The organism is uncultured Lamprocystis sp. (assembly GCF_903933125.1).
Classification (GTDB): domain Bacteria; phylum Pseudomonadota; class Gammaproteobacteria; order Chromatiales; family Chromatiaceae; genus Thiodictyon.
On the sequence record NZ_CAIZIZ010000578.1, the window covers coordinates 1 to 19,006 of the forward strand.

19 protein-coding genes are annotated in these 19,006 nt (G+C 63.7%); 9 read left to right on the forward strand and 10 right to left on the reverse strand.

Going from position 1 to position 19,006, the window contains the following annotated elements; translation table 11 throughout:
- Window positions 1-77: 77 nt before the first annotated feature.
- Window positions 78-2,516 carry a response regulator gene (locus tag QZY03_RS31295; RefSeq protein ID WP_295588237.1) on the reverse strand — a complete coding sequence of 813 codons (2,439 nt, stop codon included), beginning with the start codon at window positions 2,514-2,516 and terminating at the stop codon, window positions 78-80.
- Here QZY03_RS31295 and QZY03_RS31300 point away from each other — a divergent pair.
- Window positions 2,445-2,870 (forward strand): TraR/DksA C4-type zinc finger protein, encoded by a 426-nt coding sequence (locus tag QZY03_RS31300; protein ID WP_295588239.1) that lies wholly within the window; start codon window positions 2,445-2,447, stop codon window positions 2,868-2,870. The two genes, QZY03_RS31295 and QZY03_RS31300, sit on opposite strands and share 72 nt — an antisense overlap.
- Here the strand turns inward: QZY03_RS31300 and ppk2 are convergent.
- Window positions 2,864-3,784 (reverse strand): polyphosphate kinase 2, encoded by a 921-nt coding sequence (gene ppk2, locus QZY03_RS31305; protein ID WP_295588242.1) that lies wholly within the window; start codon window positions 3,782-3,784, stop codon window positions 2,864-2,866. The genes QZY03_RS31300 and ppk2 overlap by 7 nt on opposite strands.
- A 285-nt stretch (window positions 3,785-4,069) precedes the next feature.
- On the opposite strand from ppk2, the gene QZY03_RS31310 reads away from it, so the two are divergent.
- Window positions 4,070-5,023 (forward strand): acetylxylan esterase, encoded by a 954-nt coding sequence (locus tag QZY03_RS31310; protein WP_295588245.1) that lies wholly within the window; start codon window positions 4,070-4,072, stop codon window positions 5,021-5,023.
- 78 nt (window positions 5,024-5,101) lie between these two features.
- Window positions 5,102-5,830 carry an alpha/beta hydrolase-fold protein gene (locus QZY03_RS31315; protein ID WP_295588248.1) on the forward strand — a complete coding sequence of 243 codons (729 nt, stop codon included), beginning with the start codon at window positions 5,102-5,104 and terminating at the stop codon, window positions 5,828-5,830.
- A 347-nt stretch (window positions 5,831-6,177) separates the two neighbouring features.
- Here the strand turns inward: QZY03_RS31315 and QZY03_RS31320 are convergent, their stop codons facing one another.
- Window positions 6,178-8,079, reverse strand: coding sequence for an alkaline phosphatase PhoX (locus QZY03_RS31320; protein WP_295588251.1), 1,902 nt, complete (start codon window positions 8,077-8,079; stop codon window positions 6,178-6,180).
- A gap of 514 nt (window positions 8,080-8,593) precedes the next feature.
- Here QZY03_RS31320 and QZY03_RS31325 point away from each other — a divergent pair.
- The 3 genes from QZY03_RS31325 (at window position 8,594) to QZY03_RS31335 (ending at window position 10,710) form a co-directional block, all read left to right on the forward strand.
- Window positions 8,594-8,812, forward strand: a complete 219-nt coding sequence (locus QZY03_RS31325) for a DUF2892 domain-containing protein (RefSeq protein WP_295588253.1) — start codon at window positions 8,594-8,596, stop codon at window positions 8,810-8,812.
- A 225-nt stretch (window positions 8,813-9,037) separates the two neighbouring features.
- Window positions 9,038-9,481: a PAS domain-containing protein gene (locus QZY03_RS31330; RefSeq protein WP_295588255.1), complete on the forward strand. Its 444-nt coding sequence runs from the start codon at window positions 9,038-9,040 to the stop codon at window positions 9,479-9,481.
- Window positions 9,421-10,710 carry an ATP-binding protein gene (locus tag QZY03_RS31335; protein WP_295588256.1) on the forward strand — a complete coding sequence of 430 codons (1,290 nt, stop codon included), beginning with the start codon at window positions 9,421-9,423 and terminating at the stop codon, window positions 10,708-10,710. Before QZY03_RS31330 ends, QZY03_RS31335 begins: the two co-directional genes overlap by 61 nt.
- Window positions 10,711-10,887: 177 nt before the next feature.
- Here QZY03_RS31335 and QZY03_RS31340 read toward each other — a convergent pair whose 3' ends face one another.
- Window positions 10,888-11,121, reverse strand: coding sequence for a diguanylate cyclase (locus QZY03_RS31340; protein ID WP_295588276.1), 234 nt, complete (start codon window positions 11,119-11,121; stop codon window positions 10,888-10,890).
- A gap of 14 nt (window positions 11,122-11,135) precedes the next feature.
- On the opposite strand from QZY03_RS31340, the gene QZY03_RS31345 reads away from it, so the two are divergent.
- Window positions 11,136-11,300: a hypothetical protein gene (locus tag QZY03_RS31345; RefSeq protein ID WP_295588258.1), complete on the forward strand. Its 165-nt coding sequence runs from the start codon at window positions 11,136-11,138 to the stop codon at window positions 11,298-11,300.
- Here QZY03_RS31345 and QZY03_RS31350 read toward each other — a convergent pair.
- From QZY03_RS31350 to QZY03_RS31365, 4 genes are all read right to left on the reverse strand, one after another.
- On the reverse strand, window positions 11,276-12,217 hold the full coding sequence (locus tag QZY03_RS31350) for an MBL fold metallo-hydrolase (protein ID WP_295588260.1): 942 nt from the start codon (window positions 12,215-12,217) through the stop codon (window positions 11,276-11,278). The genes QZY03_RS31345 and QZY03_RS31350 overlap by 25 nt on opposite strands.
- Window positions 12,218-12,290: 73 nt before the next feature.
- Complete coding sequence (locus QZY03_RS31355; RefSeq protein ID WP_295588262.1) at window positions 12,291-14,030, reverse strand: response regulator; 1,740 nt, start codon at window positions 14,028-14,030, stop codon at window positions 12,291-12,293.
- Window positions 14,011-14,481: a PAS domain-containing protein gene (locus QZY03_RS31360; protein WP_295588264.1), complete on the reverse strand. Its 471-nt coding sequence runs from the start codon at window positions 14,479-14,481 to the stop codon at window positions 14,011-14,013. The genes QZY03_RS31355 and QZY03_RS31360 overlap by 20 nt, the downstream gene beginning before the upstream one ends.
- A gap of 19 nt (window positions 14,482-14,500) precedes the next feature.
- Window positions 14,501-14,830, reverse strand: coding sequence for a hypothetical protein (locus QZY03_RS31365; protein WP_295588266.1), 330 nt, complete (start codon window positions 14,828-14,830; stop codon window positions 14,501-14,503).
- On the opposite strand from QZY03_RS31365, the gene QZY03_RS31370 reads away from it, so the two are divergent.
- The gene (locus tag QZY03_RS31370; protein ID WP_295588268.1) at window positions 14,829-17,168 is read left to right on the forward strand and encodes a TonB-dependent receptor; all 2,340 of its coding nucleotides are present in this window, start codon (window positions 14,829-14,831) and stop codon (window positions 17,166-17,168) included. The two genes, QZY03_RS31365 and QZY03_RS31370, sit on opposite strands and share 2 nt — an antisense overlap.
- A gap of 103 nt (window positions 17,169-17,271) precedes the next feature.
- Here QZY03_RS31370 and QZY03_RS31375 read toward each other — a convergent pair whose 3' ends face one another.
- Complete coding sequence (locus tag QZY03_RS31375) at window positions 17,272-17,505, reverse strand: hypothetical protein (RefSeq protein WP_295588270.1); 234 nt, start codon at window positions 17,503-17,505, stop codon at window positions 17,272-17,274.
- Between the two features lie 230 nt (window positions 17,506-17,735).
- Here QZY03_RS31375 and QZY03_RS31380 point away from each other — a divergent pair, with 230 nt between their 5' ends.
- Window positions 17,736-18,626: a glutamate/aspartate ABC transporter substrate-binding protein gene (locus QZY03_RS31380; RefSeq protein ID WP_295588272.1), complete on the forward strand. Its 891-nt coding sequence runs from the start codon at window positions 17,736-17,738 to the stop codon at window positions 18,624-18,626.
- Window positions 18,627-18,653: 27 nt separating this feature from the next.
- On the opposite strand, the gene QZY03_RS31385 is transcribed toward QZY03_RS31380, so the two are convergent.
- Entirely contained in the window at window positions 18,654-18,815 is a 162-nt protein-coding gene (locus tag QZY03_RS31385; RefSeq protein ID WP_295588274.1) for a hypothetical protein, read from the reverse strand.
- Window positions 18,816-19,006: the final 191 nt, after the last annotated feature.

A 19,006-nucleotide genomic window follows, 5' to 3' on the forward strand; every position in this document is an offset into this window, starting at 1 on the left:
CCGGCCGCGACGGGCTGCCGCAACGACGGGTGGCCGGAATGATGATCACGGCCGTCGCGGCTCCACAACACCGCCACTCAAGCCGCGCGGGTACGATCGATCCAGGAGATGACGGTGCGGTGCAACTCTTTGAGACCGAGCGGCTTGCTCAGATAGTCGTCCATGCCGGCCTCCAGGCAGCGTTCCCGGTCGCCCGGCATGGCCAGTGCCGTGAGCGCGATGATCGGTATGCGCCGCAGTGCCGGGTCTGTGCGCAGGCGTCCGGTGGTCTCCAGCCCGTCCATGACGGGCATCTGGACATCCATAAGTATCAGATCGGGATGTTGCTCGCGGGCCAGCGCGATGGCATCGCTGCCATTACCGGCAGCGAGGACCTCGCAGCCTTTGATCCGGAGATAGGTCGACAGCATCTCCAGCACACTTTCATTGTCCTCGACCAGCAGAACCCGCGGACGCCGCGGCGACGGCGCATTGGCGTCCGCGTCGTGGTGTGCGTCCGGCTCCTGTGGGAGTTGGTCGGCGGTCTGCGCCTGCGGATTCCAGGGCAGGACGATCTCGAAACGACTGCCCCGCCCGACGTCGCTCTGCACCTCGATTCGGCCGTGGTGAAGCTCCGCCATCGCGGACGCGAGCGCCAATCCGAGCCCACTGCCGTCATGCTGGCGCGCGGGCCTGCTGTCCAACTGGACGAAGGGCTGGAATAGACGGTCGAATTGGTCGGCGGGGATGCCGATGCCCGTGTCCCAGATGCCGATGCGCACCTCTTGCAGTTGCACGTTCGCGGTAACATCCAACCCGATCGCTCCACCCGACGGCGTGAACTTGACCGCGTTACCGAGCAGATTGACCAGCATCTGCTTGAGTCGGCGGCTGTCGCCCCGCACCAGACAGGCTCTGGGGTCGAGGGTCGTCGAGACGGTCAACGCCTTGCACTTGGCCGCGGGGCCGATCAGCCGCAGACTGGCGTCACAGAGTTGGGTCACGGACACCTGATCCCAGTGGAGCTGCATCTGCCCGGAAGCCACCCGCGACATATCCAGGATGTCATTGATCAAATCAAGCAGATGGGTCCCGTTCTCATGGATGATGTGGACGGCCCGGTCCTGCTGCTTGCTCATCTGACCGAGCAAGCCGTCGGCCATGGTCTCGGAAAGCCCGAGGATGGAGGTGAGTGGGGTCCGCAGTTCATGACTCATGGCCGCGAGAAACTCGTCTTTCGCACGTGCCGTGCGAGCCAACGCCGCGTTGGCGCGGTCGAGCTCCAGCGTACGGCAACGCACCCGTTCGGCCAGTTGGGTGCGTTCCTGCGCCAGCGCGTCATGCGCCATGCGTAAGGCCGCTTCCGCATCCTTGCGTGCTGAAATGTCGAAGAAGGTGACGACTGCGCCCACCAGCGTGCCGTCCTGATGGATGGGGTTGGCCTCGTATTCGACGGGGAACCGGCTGCCGTCCGCCCGCCAGAAGACCTCGTCGTCGACTCGCGCGGCGATTCCTTCGCGATAGGTCACCGCGGCCTGGCAGCGACTGACGGGATAGTGGGTGCCGTCGGCCTGTGAATGGTGCACGGTCTCGTGCATATTGCGGCCATGGAGATCATCCGGCGTCCGGTAGCCGAGCATCCGGGCGGCGGCGGGGTTGCAAAAGGTACAGCAACCCTCCCTGTCGACCCCATAGATGCCCTCGCCGGTCGACTCCAGAAGCAGCCGGAAGCGGGCCTCGCTCTCACTCAGACGCTTCAGGGCACCGGTCACGTTCTCCTGCATCGTCTTGAGCGCGGCCAACATTTGCGCGGGCTCATCGCTGCCGCTCACCTGTATGGGGGTGGAGTAATCACCGGTGCTGACCCGGCGTGCGACCACCGTGGCCATGGCGATCGGCTGTCCGATGGTGCGATCGATCAGCCACAGGAGAAAGATGACCGCGGCACTCATGACCCCGACCATCAAGACCAGGATCTGCCGCTCCAGGGTCCGCGTCGCGTCGTCAATCGCGGCCAGGGTTCGTTGTTTGTGGTCAAGCACGTCAGCCACAATCTGATCGATCAGGTCGGTCGGCTCCCGGTCGATGCCGCGCACCCGTCGATCGACTTCGAGTTGCGAACTCGGCTCCTGCGGGCGATAGAATGCGAGCGCGGCGCGGTAGTCCTCGCCCAGGCGCCGATGCGCCTCCAGAAAGCGGCTGGCGGTCGCGTGCGACTGGCCATCGCCGGCCAGTAACCGGATCAGTTGACCCAGTGTCTCACGCGTACGCGACTCCTCCTGCTCAAAGCGAACGAAATAGTCATCGAAAAGACCGGCTTCGGACCCTCGCAGCAGGATATTTTTCCACTCCTGGACCTGCTTCTTGAACTGAACCTGCGTCACGAGTGCGGTAGTGACGATCAGTGAACTGGTCTCGCGAAGCCTCGATTCCCGGGCGGATGCCTGAGTCAGCAAGGAGAACCCATGAAGACCGACAGTCAGATTGACGAACAAGATGGAAATCAGCCCGGCGGCGAGCTTGGTTCGAATGTGCATAGAGTGCCGGTAGTGAGTGAGACGGTCTTGATCAGCGTTCCGGTCGCTGTTGATCGCGTTGGACATGCGAAGTCATGCGGTTGTCACATCCGTCTGCGATGCTCTGGGTTCGCGACCACAGACCCGGAGACGGCTACATTGGAACGCTTTGCTGACGAACTCGACCTTGCGCAGTGTCGTATCGACCAAGTGACAGAACTGGCAATCGCCGCGATTCGCGCGCGCACGAGCCTCGCCCCAGGTCGGGAAACCTGCCTCGACTGTGGTTGCGAAATTCCCGCGCGGCGCTTGATGCACGTGCCGAACGCGACCCGCTGCACGCGTTGTCAGGAGCGACATGAGCGGCTTCAGTAGCGGTTTGGAACCTGCAACTCGGGGGGCAGCACCGCGCGCTCATAGTCCGGGTTGAAGACCCGCTCGGGCAGGGTGATCTCCTCGTGAGGGACGTCCTCATAGGGGATCTGTTCGAGTAGGTGATGGATGCAGTTGAGCCGTGCGCGCTTCTTGTCGTTGCCTTCGACGATGAACCAGGGCGCCTCGGGGATGTTGGTCCGCGCGAAGGTCTCTTCCTTGGCCTTCGTATAGAGTTCCCAGCGAACCCGCGACTCAAGATCCATGGGGCTCAATTTCCATTGCTTGAGCGGGTCATGTATCCGGATCAGGAAGCGTAACTGCTGTTCCTCGTCGGTGATCGAGAACCAATACTTGATCAGGCGAATGCCCGAGCGGACGAGCATCCGCTCGAACTCAGGCACGTCCTGGAAGAATTGTTCCACCTGATCGGGCGAGGCGAAGCCCATAACGCGTTCCACGCCGGAACGGTTATACCAGGAGCGATCAAACAGCACGATCTCGCCGCCGGACGGCAAATGCGGCACGTAGCGCTGGAAATACCACTGGGTCCGCTCGCGCTCAGTCGGCTTGGTCAGCGCCACGACCCGACAGACCCGCGGATTGAGACGCTGGGTAATCCGTTTGATGACACCGCCCTTGCCCGCCGAATCCCGCCCTTCGAAGATCACCGCCACCTTCTCACCGGTGTGCTCCACCCAGTCCTGCAGCTTGATGAGCTCGGCCTGCAGTGTCAGCAACGCCTTGAAGTAGGTCAGGCGGTCCAGGGTCGCCGGATGTTTACTCTTGTAGAGCCGACGCAGCTCCATGGAGATCGCCGGCTCGGACAACTCCAGTTCGTAGTCTTCGTCTAAGGCATCCTCCAACTCAGCCTTGATCCAATCCATGCCGTCGAATTGCTTCTCATCAATGCTCATTCGGTTGCTCCGGTCCTAATGGGGGTTGCAGGCGGTGCGGCGGCGGCACCGTCCCAGGATCGCATCATCCCAAGCACCGGACTCGATCAAGATTCCGGCCGCTTGGGTTCGCCGGATGCGTAGTCAGGCCATCCTGGCCTGACACCGTCAGGGCTGGAAGCCCTGACTACGCATGCCGTTGGCCGGGATTACGATCAAGGCCCAAGCACCGGTCCGCCTGCCATTGCCATGACAACACTGTATCATCGTCCCTGACGCCAATTTGTGACGGTTTCGTTTCGCCTCATGCCCTTTGCCCACGACTTCCCTTTCGATCCCGGTTACGGCTACAGCCTGGATGACCTGCTGGCGGTGGAGCCTCCGCCCGAGCCGGCCGATTTCGTCGCGTTCTGGCGTGCCCGCTATGACCGCGCGACGGCGGTCACGCCCAACCCACGGTTGCGTCCCTCGGCCGATGCCCACCCGCGCTTCCGGGTTTACGACTTGGAATACGACTCGACCGACGCCTTTCCTATCCGCGGCTGGCTCCTGACACCCACCGCCGGACCGCCGCAACGCGGTTTCGTGCTGGGTCACGGCTACGGCGGGGTCGACCGGCCGCCGCTCGACCTCCCCCGTGACGATGGCGCCTACCTGATACCCTGCTTCCGGGGCCTGAGCCGCAGCCGTCGGCCGCCGATTTCCGACGACCCCTCCTGGCATGTGCTCCATGACATCGATCGGCGGGATCAGTACATCCTGGGCGGCTGCGTGGACGACCTCTGGACCGGGATCTCGGCTCTGCTCGGGCTCTTCCCCGAACTGGCCGGGCACCTCGGTTACCTGGGCATCAGCTTCGGCGGCGGTATCGGGGCCATGGCCCTGGCCTGGGATCACCGCGTCAGTCGTGGTCACCTCAACGTGCCCAGTTTCGGCCACCAGCCCCTGCGCCTCACCCTGCCGAGCGTCGGCAGCGCCGCTGCCGTCCAGCGTTACGCACGGACCCGGAGCGACGTGCAAACAACCCTGGCGTATTACGATGCAGCCGTCGCCGCCAGGCACATCCGTCAACCCGTGCACCTGGCAGCCGCCCGGTTCGATCCGGCCGTCGCACCGCCTGGGCAGTTCGCGGTTTACAACGCCATCCGCGGAGACAAACGCCTGTTCGTTCTGCCGGCCGGACACTTTGATTATCCGGACCGGGCGCGGCAGGAACGGAATCTGTTGGCCCAGCTGTGGGCCTTCTTCGGGCCGCTCTGACTTCGGTTCACGGTATTGCAACCTTGGAGGACTAGAATCCGGCTGTTTCCGCTTGAGATATCCACCCGGCAGGTCATCATGAATCGCGAATACCATCGTTGGTACAGCGCCCGGCTCGGCCGGGACATGGAGCTGTTGGTCTTTGGTCATGCCGGGGCCAAGGTGCTGGTGTTTCCCACCCGCGACGGACGCTTTCACGAATACGAGGACCTGCGTCTGGTCGAGGCCCTGGGCCACAAGATTCAGGCTGGCCAACTGCAAATCTATTGCGTGGACAGTGTCGACTGGGAGTCGTTCTACTGCGATTGGTGCCACCCCGCGGATCGCATCCGCCGCCACTGCGCCTTCGAGGACTACATCCTCAACGAAGTGCTGCCGCTGATGGCGACCAAGAATCGCCATCCTTGCACCATTGCTCACGGGTGCAGCCTGGGAGCCTTCCATGCCGTCAATATCGCGCTGCGCCATCCCCATCTCTTTCAGAAAGTCGCGGCCTTCTCCGGGCGCTATGATCTCACCCTGAATGTCGACTGCTTCCGCGACCTGTTCAACGGGCACCGGGATGAACTGATCTACTTCCATACCCCGGCGCACTATCTCGCCAATCTCCACTGCCCGGAGCGGCTCGCCGCCCTGCGGCGCATGGACATCGTGTTGGTGATCGGCGACCAGGATCCTTTCCTCGACAACAATCGTTACCTGAGCCGGTTGCTATGGGAGAAGGGCATCGGGCACGCCCTGCACGAGTGGCAGGGACGCGCCCATCGCGGCCATGATTGGCGGCACATGGCGCCGCTGTACGTGTGAGGGTTTAACTCGTTTTCTTTCTCGTTCCCACGCTCCAGAGTTTGGGCAAGTATTCTTGTGGGTTGGGCTGAGGAACGAAGCCCAACGAGCAGCCAAACGTAAGGCGCGGAAATGTTGGGGTTCGTTCCTCACCCCAACCTACGGCATTGCGATGTTTTCGGGTTCGGAGCGAATACTTTCACAATCTCTCCAGCGTGGGAATGCCTTCCGGCCGCTCCAGCGGCCGGTGGCGCCACGTGACGGCTTCCGCGTGGGAGCCGGATCGCAAGCTAAACAAGTCCATTAGGGAACGCCCTTGGCGTCTCGGTCGTTGTCGTTGCTTAACCTTTGGCTTGTTACCTACCCCCTCACTGCAATGCCGGAAGTGCCCCCTCGGCGGTACCGATATACCCGATTGCCGCTTTCTTGCGATCACCCCACTGCGCATTGATCTTGCTGACGACCTCGGCCTTGTCGACACCCTGATAGGCTTTGATGCTCTCGTCACCGGGATGTTGGAAGTTGGCCATGAGATAGGCGTGACCATTGTAGTCGGGCGCCAGCGTCAGGCCGGTCACCTCAGCGGCCATAGGTACCGACAGGATGCGCGCAAGCTTACGGGTATCGATGTTGAAGGCCCAGAGGTAGTTGTTGTTGCGCCTGCCGGTGTCCTCGCCAATGAACAGCGTGCGGATCGCATCGGCATAGACGATGTTGTCCGGACCGCAGCTCCGGTCCTGGCTGCACGCATTACCTTCGGCATCCAGGTTGTCCTTGCCGAGCCATCCGCCGGTCAGTTCGGGGATGGGGGCCAGGCTGACGCCGACATAGGCGCTGTCGATCGGGGTGCCGCGGGTGTCTTGTTGGCCCTCGGCGGTCGCCATCTCGAAGACCATGCCGCCGTCGTTGGGTGACAGCCGGATCGCGCCCTGCGTGTCGACCATGCCCGCCTCGACGCGCGAGATCGTGAGATAGAACCGCTTGTCGGTCGGGTTGTAGGCGATGTATTCCATCTTGGAGAATTCAGTGGTGGCACCCAGGAGGGCGGCGTAGCGGCGGGTCTCAAGGAAGGCGGCGGCCTGCGCCACGTCGAAGGCGGTGCTCGACTTGAGTCGGAGCCACTCGGTGCCGTTATAGGTCAACACTTTGGTGAAGCTGGGATCCTTCGGGTCGGTCTCGGCCACATCGAAGAGGTCGCTGAAACGAATCCCGCGATCGACGATGGCCTTGATCTCAGCGTCGGTCGCATGACCAAGGCGTACCCATTGCAGGTTGAAACGATCACCGTCGGCCGCGCCGGCCGGGGCGAGTTTGGCCGCATACAGGGTCCCGGCCGAGAGATCCTGCGCCTGATCGGCGACGAACATGAAGAGCCCGGTGTTTTTGCCGTCGTCGCCGCCGATCGCGGTGCGATCGTCCGCGGCCATGATCTGCATCTCGCGGGCATAACGGCCGGCGGCGGCGTGCTTGACCACCCGCGCGGTGCCGTCCGCGGCCACGGTGATCTCGGGCAACAGTCCGTAATGGTAGGGGTTGGCGGCGGCCGGATCGCCGAAATAGGTGCGGCTGAAACTCGCGATGTCGGTCTTGTCATCCGAGCCTTCGGCCTTGACGCCCCCGCCGCGGACCTTGGCATCGGGCTCATACTCCTCGGAACCGACGTGCGTATTCCACCGCGAGAGGGTGGCACCACAATGGATCCAGCCGCCATGGACTGCGGAGAAGTCGATGGCTTGATAGTGCTTGGCGGTCAGCCGACCGCTCGCCGGGTCCTGATCGAGCAGGGTCAGCCCGACAGTGGCGGGCAGCTTGGACCAGAACGAGCCGGTGCTGCTGCCGTCATTCGGGGGTAATTCACGGAACTCGAACTGGGTGACCAGCGCCAGCGGATGGCCAGTCGCGCCGGGTACGGTCAGACCCGCGATCTGCATGAGCGAGGTCCCGTCCGGACTGTCGGAGGCCAACTGACCGTCCCGGTCGGTCAGCGGTGCTCCAGCCGCAGTGAACAGCCCGCCGACCACCGCGTCGCCGACGCGGTCGGTGGTGGCGAAGATCTGGTGGTAGCTCAGCGGAACAGCCGTCGTTTGACCGTCGGCACAGGTCATCTGCAACGTGGCACGGGTATAGATGTCGGCCTTCTCGTCGGCGGTGGCCGGCGCCGGCATGCCGGTGAATTCGACCTTGGCCGGCGGTGCACCGCCGGGACAGACTGCCGCGACCGGCAATGAGCACAGGGACGCTATGGCGAGCGAGAGGGCACGGATACGCATAAGAAACTCCCGAATTGAACGCGATCTGCGGTCAATCCTAACGCCAGGTCTTCGTCCGCGGGTTACAGGAGTATGACTTTTGGACTGAACGGGCCTCGGCCCGCCCCGGCCACCTCCTGGACTGCACGACCGTCCGCGACGCCTCCCGCCAAAGATCGCGGCCTGATCCAAAGGCCCGCGGTGCGGTCCTCACCCGCTGCGTGGGCGCCTAAGTTCGTTAGCGCACGGAAAGCAGGACCACTTCGGCCTAGATTAGGCACTCAACGGCGCCCTCCACTCATCAGGTCATAGGGACCATTGCGGATATCACCGGATATCCCGCCGCCCCCTGGCCCGCTTCGGATAGGGGCGAAGCACCGGTCGAATCTTTACCAATCCTTTTCTCTCAGGAACGCCCATCCGCAACAAGCCGGAAGGCAAATACCGGAAGCGCGGCGCGGGTCTCGACCGACCTGGTCGCAAACCGATCGGGCTCGGAAGCCGGAATCGATCGTCATCAACTGGAGTACTCATCATGAATCTCGACGTCACCAACCCCAACATCGGCAACACTGACCGCCTGATCCGCTTCGCTGTCGGCATCCTCCTGATCATCGGCGCCGTTCGCGGCGGCAGTTGGCTGGCCGGACTGATCGGCGCGGTCGTCATCGGCACCGCTTATCTGCGGTTCTGCCCGGCCTACACCCTGTTCCACTTCAGCACCAACAAGGACGTTGCCCCTGCGGCCAAGTAAGCCGCGGGGTCGCCCACCGACCGGGCCGCCAGGCCCGGCCGGTGGCTATCAATCAATCCGCCCACACCCCCTTCCCTGGGCATGCGCAATGGCGCTCATGCTCGGCCTCCCCTTGATGATCCTGCTCAGCCTGTTGGCGAGCGGCCTCCTGCAGCGCCGGGATGTGCTTCAGCACGGCTATTCGAGTACCGCATTCGTCACCGGGACGGCACGGAGCGTCGGCTGTTGGAGCAGGGCCAAGGGGTCTTCGACGCGGCCCAGGGCCTGATTGCCTTCGAAGGCTTCGTCACCGAAGTCATCGGGGCCATCAATACCTTCAGCGACATCACCGCGCGCCGGCAGGTCGAGGCGGAGTTGCGCGCACATGAGCGTGAGTTGCAGACCCTGACCGATCACTCACCCGACATCATCGGCCGCGTCGACCGGCAATTGCGGCACGTCTTCGTCAGTCGGGTCATCACCCGCATCACCGGCAAGGCGGTCGAGGAGTACCTGGGCAAGACCAACGACGAGCTGGGCTATCCGCCGGACCTGTGCGCGCTCTGGTCGGCCCACTACAACGCGGTTTTCCGCACCGGGCAGCCGCGTGAACTGGAGTTCGAGTCGAGATGCAGTTGCGCAACCTCAAGACCGGCGCGCTGGTGGATGTCAGCCGCCACAACATCCTGATCAAGAACCCACAGACGGGCGAGCCCTGGTGCTATGCGACGGTCACGCGCGACATCACCGCGCGTAAACTGGCCGAGGACGCGCTGCGCGAGGCCAACCGCCGCAAGGAGGCGTTCATCGCGATCCTGGCCCATGAGCTGCGCAACCCGCTCGCCCCCATCCGCAACGCCGTCGAGATGCTCAAGCTCATCGGTTCGCCCGATCCGACTCAGCAAGCGGCGCGGGACATGATCGACCGGCAGGTGCGGCATCTGACCCGCCTGGTCGATGACCTGCTGGACGTCAGTCGCATCAACCAGGGGCGGCTGCAACTGCGCCGGGAGCCGGTCGCGCTGGGGGCGGTCCTGGAGCAGGTGCTGGAGGTCGCCCGGCCCCAGTTCGCCCGGGCCGGGCACCAACTCACCGCGACGCTGCCGCGCGAGCCGATCATGCTCGAAGCTGACCCGGTGCGGCTGGCACAGGTGTTTCAGAACCTGCTCGATAACGCCTGCAAATACAGCGAGCAAGACGGCGCGATTTGCTTGACCGCCGAGCGCGCGGGGACGCAGGTGGTGGTGCGGGTCGCCGACCGGGGGATCGGCATCGCGCCGGAGGATCTGCCGCGTTTGTTCGAGCTGTTCGTGCAGGCGGGCGCGCCGTCCGGGCAACTGCCGTCCGGGCTCGGCATCGGTCTGGCGCTGTGCCGGGGGCTTACGGAACTGCACGGCGGCACGATGGAAGCGCACAGCGCCGGTCCCGGTCAGGGCAGCGAATTCAGCGTGTTGCTGCCGGCGTTGCCGGCGTTGCCGGCCGCGCCGGTGGTCCCGGCGGACCCGCCCGCACCGCAACCGACCGGGCCGGCCGCCCCGGTGCGCGTTTTGGTCGTGGACGATAACGTCGACAGCGCCGAGTCGCTCGCCTTTCTGCTGGGGGCGATCGGATACGCCGTCACCACGGCGCACGACGGTCTGGCGGGGGGCGAGGCGGCGGCGCGCGAGCGCCCGGAGATCGTGCTGCTCGACCTGGGGATGCCCCGGCTTGACGGCTACGGTGCCTGTCGGCGTCTCCGCGAACAACCCTGGGGGCGGGCCATGCGGATCATCGCCCTGACCGGTTGGGGCCAGGCCGACGACCGGCGGCGGATCCAGGAGGCCGGGTTCGACCTGCACCTGGTCAAACCGGTCGAACTGTCGGTCCTGCTTGGGGTGCTGGCCGACACCGCGAACAACAAGACGTCATCGCCGTCCTGAGCGTCGCGCCCTGGCGCATCTTCAGCTACGTCCGGTTATCACGTCCGATGGCTATATTGAATCCGTGGTTGTCGTAACGACGGGCTCCGGTGGGGCCGATCAGCGCATAGACCCCGTCGGCGACCGGGGTCGGGGTCAGCTCGAAGGCGAGGGCGGTCAGGCACGCGGTGGACGCACTCAGGTTTCCGGTCGATCCAGCGCGGCATCGTAACGCTTACGCGCAAGATTCGCCGCGGCGTCCGCCGGGCACGTCAGGTCCGGCAGCACGAGCGCCAGTTCGTCCCCGCCCAGCCGCGCCAGCGTGTCGCCGTCCCGCAGCGCGGCGCGTAGTCGTCGGGCGACGCCGATCAATAAGGCGTCCCCCACGTCATGACCAAAACGGTCGTTGACCTCTTTGAACCCATCGCCGATCCCTGCAGCAGGCGATGGGCGTACTCCATCCGCTCCTGGCGGTCACCGTGCAGGCGCCGTTCGTCTTCCGCCAGACCCTGGGTCAGGTCGTAGATCCCGGTGGTCAGGCGATCAGCGGCGGCCTCGGCCTCGATCAGATTGAAAGCAACAGCGTTCAGCGTCGCTCGAAATCCAGATAGGCGCGATTGATGTTGGATCGGTGCAGCTCGGCGAAATTGTCCAGGTGGCTGAACCGCGAGGCATCGGCCAGGCGGGCGACGACCTCGTCGATCGGTTCCCAATTGGCCTGTGCGGTTCCCACTTCAGTGACCAGCCAGTCCAGGTAGTCGCCGGTGTCGCGGCGCGCCTTGGCCAGGTCGCACACCTGTCCGTGGCCGGGGACCAGAACGTGCGGCTCAAGATCCTCCATCGCGCGGAAGGCATCGCGCCACGATTGGACATGGCTCTCCGGCAGCACGCCCAACAGGCGGTCGACATACACCAGGTCACCGGTGAACAGCACCCGCTGCCGCGGCAGCCAGAGGACCGCATCGCCGGGGAAATGGGCGTCGCCCAGGTCGATCAGTTCGAACGCGACGCCGCCGAGCGTCAGGGGTTCGCGCGGCCCGGGCAGAGGCGCGGCGGCGGTCACCGGCCGGGTTCCCGTCAGGCGGTCCTTCAGAACGGGCTCCAGCGTGCTCAGGTGCTGGGCGCCAAAGGCCCGCTGCGTGTCCACCGTGCGCTGGAGCGCGATGAGTTGCGCCCCCTGATCGGCGAAATACCCGTTGCCGAGCCAGCGATGATCCTGGCTGCCGGTGTTGATGACCCAGCGCACCGGCTGATCGGTGACCCGGCGGATGGCCGCCGCAACCAGGGCGGCACCCTGGCTGGAGGCGCCTGAATCCACCAGCACTACGCCCGCGTCGGTGACCACGAAACCCAGGTTGTTATTGAGTCCGTGGTTGTCGTAACTCCGCGCGCCGGTGGGGCCGATCAGCGCATAGACCCCGTCGGCGACCGGGGTCGGGGTCAGCTCGAAGGCGCGGGCGGTCAAGGCCCCGCTCAACAGCAACAGGACGATCAGCGGACGGAACCAGGAAGAAAGGCATCGGGGCATGGGTAGACTCGGTTTCAGGAGGCGGCAGGCCGCCCGGAGTTTTCAATGTACGGCAGGCGCTCAGCCCATACCATCACTCGACGGCTCGGGATTGCCGCGGACAGCGCGCCAGCGCCCCGACCAATGCCACTTCTCCCAGTGGCTTCAGCAGATGCTCATCGAAGCCGGCCGCCCGGGTGCGCTCCATGTCTTCGGGCTGTCCGTAGCCGGTGACCGCGACCAGGCGGGCAGCGCGTCCGGCCGCGGTCGCGCGCAGGCGGCGCCCGACCTCGACGCCGTCGATGCCGGGGAGTCCGATGTCGAGCAGGATGAGGTCGGGGCGCAGGCGTTCGGCCGCCTCCAGCGCGGCCATGCCATCCTGCACGGCTTCGACCCGGTGGCCCAGGAGTCTCAGCAAGAGGGTGCAGGCCGCCGCTACGTCCGGATTGTCCTCGACCACCAGAACGCGCCTGATGGCCTGATGTTGCGGCGGGGCCTGCGGCGGTGCGGTCGTGTCCGGCGCGTCCGCGAGCGGCAGGCGGACACTGAAGGTGCTGCCCTGGCCGAGGCCGGGGCTGGTTGCGGCGATACTTCCGCCGTGCAGTTCCGCCACCCCCTTGGCCAGCGGCAGCCCCATCCACAGACCGCCGTCGTGGCCGCCGTTCTCGGCCCGTTCGGCCCGCGCGAAGGGCTCGAAGAGCCGCGGCAGGCGGCGGGGGTCCAGGCCCTCGCCCTGGCCATGGACCTGGATGACGGCGGTGCCCTGATCCACCCCCAGCGTCAGCGACACCGGGCTGGCTGCCGGGCTGAACTGACTGGCGTTGCGCAGCAGGTTGACGAGCATCTGGGCCAGCCGCACGGGGTCACCATCCAATTGCACGGCGGTGTCGGGAAGCTTCAGGTCAAGGCGTTGCCCGCGGTCCTCCAGGAAGAGTTGTGCCTGTTCCGCGGCCTCTTCCATGACCGTGCGCAGATCGCATGACCGTTTGACGAACTGCATGGTACCGCGGCCGATGCGGGCGACGTCGAGCAGGTCATCCACCAGGCTGGTGAGATGGGTGACCTGACGATTCAGGACTTCCGCCGACCGGCCGAGCCGTGCCGGGTCGCCGGTCGGCGCGAGCCGCAGGCCCTCGGCGATATAGCGGATGGCGGCCAGTGGATTCCTGAGTTCATGACCGAGCATGGCGAGGAAGCGATCTATACGCTCACCTTCCTCGATGATTTGGGATTCGGCCGCTTTGGCCAGGCTGATGTCGCTCAGGATGATCAGGCACTGCTTCGACTGGTGCTCCTGATCCGCTCCGGTGGAGAGTGCGAGTCGAACCCAGCAGTCGGCGCCGTCCGGCTGGCGCAGCCGCAGTTCGCAGGTCTGCCGCTCGCCGGTTTCGAGCAGATGATGTCGGCAGTGGTAGAAGCTGTCCTGATCCTCGGGGAGGATGAACGCGGACAAGGGCCGGTTGATGAGCGTGCCGCGCGGGAGCCCCAGCAGCGTGGCGGCGGCGAGATTGGCCTCGCGGATCAGCCCCCGGTCGGTGAGTGTGACATACCCCGCGGGGGCCAGGTCGTAGAGATCGAAATAGCGCTCTCGCGCGATCTCCTGGGCGCGCCGCAGTTCTTCGTTTTGGATTTCCAGTTCAATCTGATAGACGCGCAGATCATGGATCAGCCGGTCAAGATCCAGGGGCGTGAGTCCCGGCGGAACGGCGGACTCCAGGCTGCGCAGATGCTCCTCCGCGCGTTGGCGCAGGGCGGCGCTGCACGTGACAGCGGTGTCGGACAGGTTCACGAACGGGGTATCCGTGCTGTCCCGGTCATTCGGGTCGCTGGTCACCAGTATGTTCCGGAAGCTGACTGATCAATGGGTTCGACGTGGAATCCGCGTCGCTTCCGCGTGCGCCCCCGGTGATGTCCGCGAAGGCAAGCAGGATGACTCCCGACTTGCCGGCCGCAGGAGCCAGCGGGCTGGCGTTGAGCCGTCCGATGCGAGGGAAACCGTTACTCACTTCATAGTTGTCGATGGTAGTGCCTTGTCCGCGGATGTCCATGAGTAGTTTCCGCAGTGCCGGAATATTCCATTGATCGCCGCCCAACTCGTGCAGCAAGCGGCCCTGGGTCTCCGCGGGCGTCACCCGGAACAGATGATAGAAGGCCGCATTGGCGCAGACCACGCGCAGTTCCTGGTCCAGCACCACCAGTGGCGTGGGGATGGCAGCCACGATGCTTTCGGCCAGGGCGCGCGACTCGCGCAGAGCCTCCTCGGCGCGCTTGCGCTCGGTCAGCACGCGCAGATCGAGCTGGCGGTCACGCGGTTCCGCCGGTGTCTTTTACCGGCAGCGCCGGCTGGCCGCTGTCCGTCGGCATGAAATGCTGGATAAGGCGGGTATCGGCACTCGTTCGGGGTGAATGATCGATCGCCCCCCATAGGACAGCGGACAACGCTCCCGTCAGCACCGGATGGGCATTGTGCTGCGGGCCGACGCTCTGTCGCGTGATATCACCCATGTCCTTTTGATCTGGATCAGGAATACCCGTGATCGCCACCAAAATCTCTACACCTACGATACAGTTTGGTTTTTTATGCCCTGCCCGGGCTTCGCCCGCACTTCCGGTCATGATGGAGTCTGAACACATGCAGTCGCGTCTCAAACCCGTTGCCGCATTCCTGGCCCTCTACGCTGCGCAGGGCGTGGCAGCGGATACCAGCGCCACGCTGGGCGAAGTCCTCGTCACGGCGCCCCAGGACGTCCCGCTCAGTTCCGGTGCGACGACCCTGAACAGCGCCGAGATCGCCCGAAAACGCGCCCGCACCAGCGACACCGCCCGCTTGCTTGTGAGCATCCCCGGTGTGAGTGCTTATAGCGCCGGGGGGGTGTCCAGCCTGCCGGTTATCCGTGGGCTGGCGGATGATCGCCTGCGCACCAAGGTGGATGGCATGGACCTCGTCGCCGCGTGTCCGAACCACATGAACTCACCGCTGTCCTCCATCGACCCGACGGCGGTCGATACTGTACAAGTCTATGCCGGTGTGACTCCGGTGAGCGTGGGTGGTGACAGCATCGGCGGCAGTATCCTGGTGCAGTCGGCTCCTCCTGTCTTTGCGAGTCCGAACAAGTCTCTCGCGACGGGCGAGGCCGGCACTTTTTTCCGCAGCAATGGGGAGAGCTGGGGAGGGAACCTTTCCGGTACATTCGCCACCGAGAATCTTAGCTTTCATTATGCCGGCGCCTATGCCCAGTCGGACAACTACACGGCCGGCGGCGACTTTAAGGACTACAACTTTACGGGGCGGCTCGGGCATACCCTGCCATTGGATGAGGTGGGCTCCACTGCCTATGAGGCCATCAATCAGTCTATCGGGTTTGCCTGGAAAAACGATGACAATCTGCTGAATTTCACCTACAGCAACCAGCACATTCCCTATGAGAACTATCCAAACCAGCGGATGGATATGACGGATAATCTGAGCGACCAATTCAACTTGGCTTACACCGGCGATCAAGGCTGGGCCAAGCTGAAGGCGCGGGTCTATTATGAACACACGCAGCACGAGATGGACTTCGGTGACGATAAGCGGTTTTGGTATGGTCCGGGGAAACCGCCGAGCGGCTCCGGAGGCGACATCGCGATCAATGGTACACCCTGCGCGCCGATTTCCGGCGTCACCGTGATTAAAGGCATGATGGTGGGTTGTGCCGCGGGGATGCCGATGGATACCGATGGCAAGAATACCGGGGTCACGGTCAGTGCCGACATTCCGCTGGTCAGGAGCGATCTGTTGCGCGTTGGCGTCGAGTACCAGAACTATCGTTTGGACGATTGGTGGGATCCCTCCGGGGCCGGCATGTGGCCTTATGTCTTCTGGAATATCAATGATGGAAAGCGCGACCGCTTTGCCGTCTTCGGCGAGTGGGAAATTCATAAGGACCGTTGGACGCATATCCTGGGTCTGCGTTTCGAGAACGTGGCCATGGATGCGGGCCCGGTACACGGCTACAATCTCAATACCTACCCGACCAGTGGGGTCGGCGGCCTGGGTAATCAGACCCGTGATGCCGCACTCTTCAACGCGCAGTCACGCGAACAGACGGACAACAATTGGGATCTGTCCTGGCTCGCCCGTTTCACGCCGGACGCCAACCAGACCTACCAGATGGGCCTTGCACAAAAAACACGCTCGCCGAATCTGTATGAGCGCTATACCTGGTCTACCTGGCAGATGGCCGCCTTCATGAATAACTTCGTCGGCGACGGCAATGGTTATGTGGGTAACCTTGACCTACAACCGGAAGTCGCCGGCACCCTCAGTCTTACCGCGGACTGGCACGATGCCGACGAGGCGCAATGGGGTGTCACGGTAACGCCTTATTATACCTATGTGGAGGACTACATCGACGCCGTGCAATGGGACTCGACAAGCAATGCTCCCCGCATAATACCGGTAGTCGATAATTTTACCGTGCTGAAATATTTCAACCAATCGGCCGTGCTCTACGGTCTGGACCTGTCGGCGCACTACCTGGTTGCGCACGCCACCGGTTTAGGCGATTTCACGGCCCAGGTCGCGGCGAGCTACACCAAAGGCGAAAATCAGGATACCGGGGATAACCTCTATAACATCATGCCGCTGAACGCCAAACTCGCTCTCGTGCAGGAGATCGGGCAGTGGCGTAATACCCTTGAGGGCGAGTTCGTCGATGCCAAGGACGAGATCTCGCAAGTGCGCAATGAAATGCAAACCGCGGGCTATGGGCTCGCTCACCTGCGCAGCCGCTATGAACGCAAGACCTGGAGCCTGGAAGTCGGTATCGAAAACCTGTTCGACCGTTCCTACGACCTGCCGCTGGGTGGCGCCTATGTCGGCCAAGGCACGACCATGACCATCCCGCCGGCACCCAATCAGCCTCAATGGGGCACTCCAGTTCCGGGCCAGGGCCGCACCCTCTATGCTGGTGTGACCGTCACATTTTGACGCCGGTCGGGACGTGGCGACATCCGCGGTCGTCACGTCTCGTCTGTTGGGGTCTGCCCGTACAGACCTGCTGGATGCGCAAAAAAAGCAGACGGAAATCGCCTTAGTCCTCCCCCAATGCCTCACGGATCAGCGCCGTGTCCAGTCCGTATCTGGATGAGGTCCGCAGACCGCCGCTCCCGCCCCCGCAACTGAGCCCATCCTGCACCTCGCGGACGACGCCGGCGGCCACGACCGGCATGGGTGCAAACAGGCCAGCCATGTAACGATGCGAGAACTCCTTGGTGAAGAGCACCGGGCATTCGCCGTCGCCGGTCTGCAAGACGATATATTTCACGATGCGGCTCTCCGCGTGTGGTCAAGCGCGCCCCACGGCGGGGGTGGGTTGTCGTCAGGGTCCGCTGTTATGCTAGGCGTAAGCCGTCGGACGTGATATCGCCATCGGACGTGATAACCGGACGTAGGGGCGGGTTTCAAACCCGCCCCTACACCAAGGGTCGGTCTGGATATCGAGTATGAAGGCTAAACCTGTTTGCGACCCCATGTTAACCTGACCGGAGCCAAGTCATGACACTCCCCCGTCTCTCGCCCCTGGTGTTCGGTTGCGTGCTGCTGGCCGGTGCCGTCCCGGCGCCCGCCGACACGCTGGAGAAAATCAAGGATGCGGGTTCGATCACTTTGGGTCACCGTGAATCCTCGATTCCGTTCTCTTATTACGATGACCAGCAGCGGGTGATCGGCTACTCGCAGGACATCGCGTTGCGGGTCGTGGATGCGATCAAGCGTGAACTGCAACTGCCGGACCTTCAGGTCCGGCTCAACCCGGTTACCTCGCAGAATCGGATTCCGTTGATTCAGAACGGGACCGTCGATCTGGAGTGCGGATCGACCACCAATAACACCGAGCGGCAGAAGCAAGTCGCCTTCTCCACCACGATCTTTATCGTCGGCACGCGTTTGTTGACCAAGAAAGCGTCGGGCATCCAGGATTTCAGTGACCTCGCCGGCAAGAATGTCGTGACCACCGCCGGTACCACGTCCGAGCGGCTGCTGCGCAAGCTCAACGAAGACCAGCAGTTGAACATGAAGATCATCTCGGCCAAGGATCACGGCGAGTCGTTTCTGACGCTGGAAACCGGCCGCGCCGCCGCCTTCATGATGGATGACGCGCTCCTCTACGGCGAATTGGCCAAGGCCAAGCGCCCCGACGATTGGGTCGTGGTCGGCACCCCGCAATCCTTGGAAGCCTATGGCTGCGTGCTGCGCAAGGATGATCCGGCGTTCAAAACACTGGTGGATGCGACCATCGCCGGACTCATGACCAGCGGCGAGGCGCAGACGCTCTATGCCAAGTGGTTTCAAAGCCCGATTCCACCCAAGGGCTTGAACCTGAACTTCCCGCTCTCGGCGGAGATGGTCGAGTTGTATCGCAACCCCAACGATCGGGCGCTGCAGTAGATTACATCCGGCCGCCGGCCTTGAGGATCATTCCGGCCGCAGGGTGGACAAGCGTCCGCGCAGTCCACCGAATTCTGCTGTGGCACCCCGGTCGTTGTCGTTGTCGTTGTCGTTGTCGTTGTCGTTGTCGTTGTCGTAATCGTAATCGAGCGTTTTCTCGTTCCCACGCTCCGCGTGGGAATGCCGCACCTGCTCCCACGCAGGAGCGTGGGAGCCAGGAATCGTCTTCTCGTTCCCACGCTCCAGAGATTATGAAAGTATTCGCTCCGAATCCGAAAACAGCGCAATGCCGTAGGTTGGGGTGAGGAACGAACCCCAACATTTCCGCGCCTTACGTTTGGCTGCTCGTTGGGCTTCGTTCCTCAGCCCAACCTACAAGG

Bases quoted from the DNA above. Each gene is read 5' to 3' on its own strand.
- QZY03_RS31370 (WP_295588268.1), top strand. From the start codon at position 14,829: ATGCAGTCGCGTCTCAAACCCGTTGCCGCATTCCTGGCCCTCTACGCT.
- QZY03_RS31335 (WP_295588256.1), top strand. From the start codon at position 9,421: ATGCAGTTGCGCAACCTCAAGACCGGCGCGCTGGTGGATGTCAGCCGC.
- QZY03_RS31350 (WP_295588260.1), bottom strand. From the start codon at position 12,217: ATGCCCCGATGCCTTTCTTCCTGGTTCCGTCCGCTGATCGTCCTGTTG.
- QZY03_RS31380 (WP_295588272.1), top strand. From the start codon at position 17,736: ATGACACTCCCCCGTCTCTCGCCCCTGGTGTTCGGTTGCGTGCTGCTG.
- QZY03_RS31310 (WP_295588245.1), top strand. From the start codon at position 4,070: ATGCCCTTTGCCCACGACTTCCCTTTCGATCCCGGTTACGGCTACAGC.
- QZY03_RS31345 (WP_295588258.1), top strand. From the start codon at position 11,136: ATGGGCGTACTCCATCCGCTCCTGGCGGTCACCGTGCAGGCGCCGTTC.
- QZY03_RS31320 (WP_295588251.1), bottom strand. From the start codon at position 8,079: ATGCGTATCCGTGCCCTCTCGCTCGCCATAGCGTCCCTGTGCTCATTG.
- ppk2 (WP_295588242.1), bottom strand. From the start codon at position 3,784: ATGAGCATTGATGAGAAGCAATTCGACGGCATGGATTGGATCAAGGCT.
- QZY03_RS31300 (WP_295588239.1), top strand. From the start codon at position 2,445: ATGAAGACCGACAGTCAGATTGACGAACAAGATGGAAATCAGCCCGGC.
- QZY03_RS31295 (WP_295588237.1), bottom strand. From the start codon at position 2,516: ATGCACATTCGAACCAAGCTCGCCGCCGGGCTGATTTCCATCTTGTTC.
- QZY03_RS31325 (WP_295588253.1), top strand. From the start codon at position 8,594: ATGAATCTCGACGTCACCAACCCCAACATCGGCAACACTGACCGCCTG.
- QZY03_RS31365 (WP_295588266.1), bottom strand. From the start codon at position 14,830: ATGTGTTCAGACTCCATCATGACCGGAAGTGCGGGCGAAGCCCGGGCA.
- QZY03_RS31315 (WP_295588248.1), top strand. From the start codon at position 5,102: ATGAATCGCGAATACCATCGTTGGTACAGCGCCCGGCTCGGCCGGGAC.